Source organism: Facklamia sp. P12955 (assembly GCF_050409565.1).
Lineage (GTDB): Bacteria > Bacillota > Bacilli > Lactobacillales > Aerococcaceae > Facklamia.
In genome coordinates, this window is record NZ_JBNUPF010000045.1 from 1 (window position 1) to 3860 (window position 3860).

General features: G+C 24.2%; 5 protein-coding genes. All 5 read right to left on the reverse strand.

Going from position 1 to position 3860, the window contains the following annotated elements; genetic code table 11:
- Positions 1 to 737: 737 nt before the first annotated feature.
- Complete coding sequence (locus ACQV2G_RS08910; protein WP_428876623.1) at positions 738 to 977, reverse strand: hypothetical protein; 240 nt, start codon at positions 975 to 977, stop codon at positions 738 to 740.
- A 9-nt stretch (positions 978 to 986) separates the two neighbouring features.
- The gene (locus ACQV2G_RS08915; protein ID WP_428876624.1) at positions 987 to 1544 is read right to left on the reverse strand and encodes a hypothetical protein; all 558 of its coding nucleotides are present in this window, start codon (positions 1542 to 1544) and stop codon (positions 987 to 989) included.
- A 484-nt stretch (positions 1545 to 2028) separates the two neighbouring features.
- The gene (locus tag ACQV2G_RS08920; RefSeq protein ID WP_428876625.1) at positions 2029 to 2694 is read right to left on the reverse strand and encodes an MFS transporter; all 666 of its coding nucleotides are present in this window, start codon (positions 2692 to 2694) and stop codon (positions 2029 to 2031) included.
- Positions 2695 to 2721: 27 nt separating this feature from the next.
- The gene (locus tag ACQV2G_RS08925; RefSeq protein WP_428874427.1) at positions 2722 to 2988 is read right to left on the reverse strand and encodes a DUF2087 domain-containing protein; all 267 of its coding nucleotides are present in this window, start codon (positions 2986 to 2988) and stop codon (positions 2722 to 2724) included.
- Positions 2988 to 3131 carry a hypothetical protein gene (locus ACQV2G_RS08930; RefSeq protein WP_428876628.1) on the reverse strand — a complete coding sequence of 48 codons (144 nt, stop codon included), beginning with the start codon at positions 3129 to 3131 and terminating at the stop codon, positions 2988 to 2990. Before ACQV2G_RS08930 ends, ACQV2G_RS08925 begins: the two co-directional genes overlap by 1 nt.
- Positions 3132 to 3860: the final 729 nt, after the last annotated feature.

Below are 3860 nucleotides of genomic sequence, written 5' to 3' on the forward strand. Positions count from 1 at the left end.
AACCGTTAATTGCTTAATCTCCTTGGATAGCATCAACCCTATTGGACATAGAGCCGAAATTTATCGCTAATAAACCGCTTTTTTTATTGAATCGTCTAAACTTAATTGGACAACTTTCCTAAAGGAATATATTGTTAAATTAAAAAGTAAGCGAATTTTTTTGATAGAGAAAGATTAATATTTACTCAAAAAATTAAAACTTCAAGTGGCAAAATTAATTGAAAATGCAAAAAAATATATTTTTTTAATTTAATTTAATTTAATGACTTCGTCGTTAGTTAATTGGATCAAAAATCATCAAAACAGTGGTTCATTCAACGCATTTTCAGAAACAACATTAAAAGCATTAAAAACAGAATCCGTCAATTAATTAAAATTTAAAAGTTTGATTAATTAGAATCAGAATTATTCAGTTATAAAATTAGTATAACAAGTTTGACCCACAATCTTCATTACAGTACTTAACCACCAGCAATTAAAAAGTCCCAATTTAAAAAAGTGACTAAAAATTTTTGACATATCAATTTTTAAGTGAATATTGAATTATATTTAATTAATTATAAGAGGCTCCTAACAAAATTTGTATGTTTCGATAAATGTTTCCAAAACAGTTACTATATCTTTTTTATTAATATTATCTAGTGCATTTATTTGTGCATTAATATAAGAGGCTGAATAAAAAGGATTAGATAAAAAATCAAACATAAAATCATAATTAATATATTTTTCACTTGAAACTAGATTATATTTAAATAATTTATCCTTATATAATTTTTTTTATCTTCTAAAGAGCTATATTTTAATGGATATTTAAAAAGTTCAATTTGAAACTCTGTTATTGCTTTATTTTCTTCTAATAGAGCCTGTGTAAATCCGATATAATTTTCTTTTTCACTGTTAAAATAGGAATTAATAAATGCACTTTCAAAAAAATGAGCCCAATATTCTTCCTCCTCTATAGAAAAAATTAAATTCATTTTGATTAATCAAAAATTTACAATTACATGACTAACTTCATGTAATAAATAATAAAAATGAAACGGGCCTACTTTGTCTCCTATAATAATATAATTAATATTTTTTAAAGGTAAAAATACACATTTATATCCATCTATCATACCTTTTAAATATATAACATTTAAAGACAATGTGTCAGATATATAAAATAATATATCTTTTAACAAAACTTCAGTTGTACTATTACATATTTTTTTAAAAAATTCACTATTAATCTTAGCCTTGGAAAAGTTATGCATTTGCATTTTTACTGGAATTAAACTAATCTCAGAAAAATCTTTATTTTTTCTCCAAGATAAGTAGTCAAAATTATTTCTTATTAAGAGGGTGTTAACTTGGCAATTTAATACAGATTTTTTATATTTACTAATATCTAATGATTCTATATTTGGGAGACTATCAATAAAATCTATTTCATTATGAATTTTGTGCGCCTTGATATTATCTTGTATATTTATACTATTTAAATACAGCATGGACTGATGCTCTTCTATAACAGAATGTTCATAGGTTTTTTTAATCGCCATTTAAAAAACTCTTTCTTTTTTTTATATTTAAAAATAATTATAATAAGAATAAAAAGAACATCAATATTGGTAATATTCCATGTTCTCAGTATTCCAAACTGATCAGAAATAAACCCATTTAAAACTAATATTATTGAAATAGATATTGATTCAATATTATAAAAAGATGAGATTGTTGTATTTCGTAGATTATCATCTTGCACAAAATCTGAATGAAGATCGACATTACTTTTAATTTCAGTTATAGTATTAAGCATTACGTGAATTGAAAAAATAATAATTCCCATCCATATATTTTTTGAGAGAATAAATAAGGATAAGAATATAATATCTATTATTGTTAACGAAGTTATCACATAAGAAATATTTTTTTATATAATATCCTATGAGATATTAAACTCCCTACAAGCCCACTTAATGAGATTATTATCCACATGATACTAATAATATTTTCTATATTATTAGTATAAAATATTGCCTGCCACTAATTTGATGGTCCTATATCTATCACTTTAGGGAGAAGTAAAAATAATATAAATACAATACTCTTTTTAGATGTCATAATTTGTTTAAATATTGTTTTTATTTCACCATATGAATATTTAAAAGTATTTTTAAAAGATATTTTTTTATTTTTAAAATCTTTAATTGGAGATTTAATAACTGAAACAATTAAAATAATACTAAATAATATGCTGAAATAAAATGGCAAATCTGTATTATATTTATACAATACATCCGCACTCAAAGTTCCAATGACCAATGCAGCCAATAATCCTATAATAGACGCCTTAGAAAATATGTGTTCTAAGATATCTCTATCCTGTGATAAATTTAAATCTTTGATTAGCCAACTGGATAATGTTCCAGAATAAAAAGACTCACTAATTCCGGATAAAAAAGCTGAAAACAGGAGAAGTGTATATGAACTACTTAATATCATTAAAATCCCTAAAATTCTAAATAGACCACTTAAAAAAATTGATTTTCTCTCTCCTATAACATCTGTTATAGCTCCACATAGTATCTCTGTAAGAAAAGACGATAGCCAAAATAGAGCTAGATATAAACCTACATCACTTAATGAAAAGTTTTTAAGTAAATAAATATACAATATTGGGTTAAAAAATGAAACTAATGAGACAGACAAAAATTCAAATAATAATAATAATGAATTTTAGCTTTCATGATTTATCTCCGAATTTATACAATATATACTCCCGTATATATCTCTATTTAAATAACCATAATCTACTAAATATCTTCTCATTGTCGCATAATCATCATAGTATACCTGTATAATATTATTTAGTTCACTCTCAGAAAATTCATCACCTTTTTTTTTGATTAATTCAAAAATATAGTCAAAGATAATAATTTTATTTTTTTGTTTTTTGGGAATAACAATTATTCTCCCTCTTTGATCAATAAATCTTTCTATCATTATTTATTAAACTCCCTTCTTTTTTTTAAGTAATATCCTATATATTGATAAACCTCTCTTTCTAGTAAAATATCATTGCCAACTAAGCGAATATTACTTAAATGAATCAAATCTAAAATATTGGGTTGTCCAAATTTTTTCACATAGTTTTCTTCTTTAATACTAAATTTAATTTCTTTAAAAATATTTGAGTTATATTTACTTAGTTTTTCTATTGAATCAAACTATTCCTTTTTTAGCGGTCTATTTTGTTTTTCATTACTATAAGGGGTGAAAATTTCCAATGCTTGATGAATTTTAGTGTAAAATACATTTAGTAAATAAAATGTATTAATAAGTAATAATTTTTTTAATTGCATTATTCATTTCTCCATCATCAAATATTAATTCTTTATTCGATGTTAAAAATTTTACTATCCTTTTTGAATCTAAAAAACTAATAGCTTCAAAAACTTCAATCCTTATACCCATCATATATCTACCAATTTCTTTTTCAAAAGTTAAACCCCAAAAATTTTGAACAATACTAGACTTTTTAATTTTATTGATAATTTCATCATTATAACATTTAGATTTTATTCGTAGTCTAACTTGTTGCTTGGGTAGTGTCAGATAAATTGTGTAACCTACATTTCAAGATTGTAATTATTAGATCAATACTTCTGTTATTTCCGATCCTAACCTCGCATTTTAGATGATCTTTCGAATACCATGTGGATTCGCTTAGATCTGTAGGATTGATAGGTCCTCTAAAATGCGAGGGAAGCAACCGAAGGGTGCTAGTTTACTCCATTAAGATACTTGGGGCTTTGTGATGCCTTCTCTTAATTTCGTCTCGTTAACTGGTCGTTTTTGATCCAAAAGAGATTGAA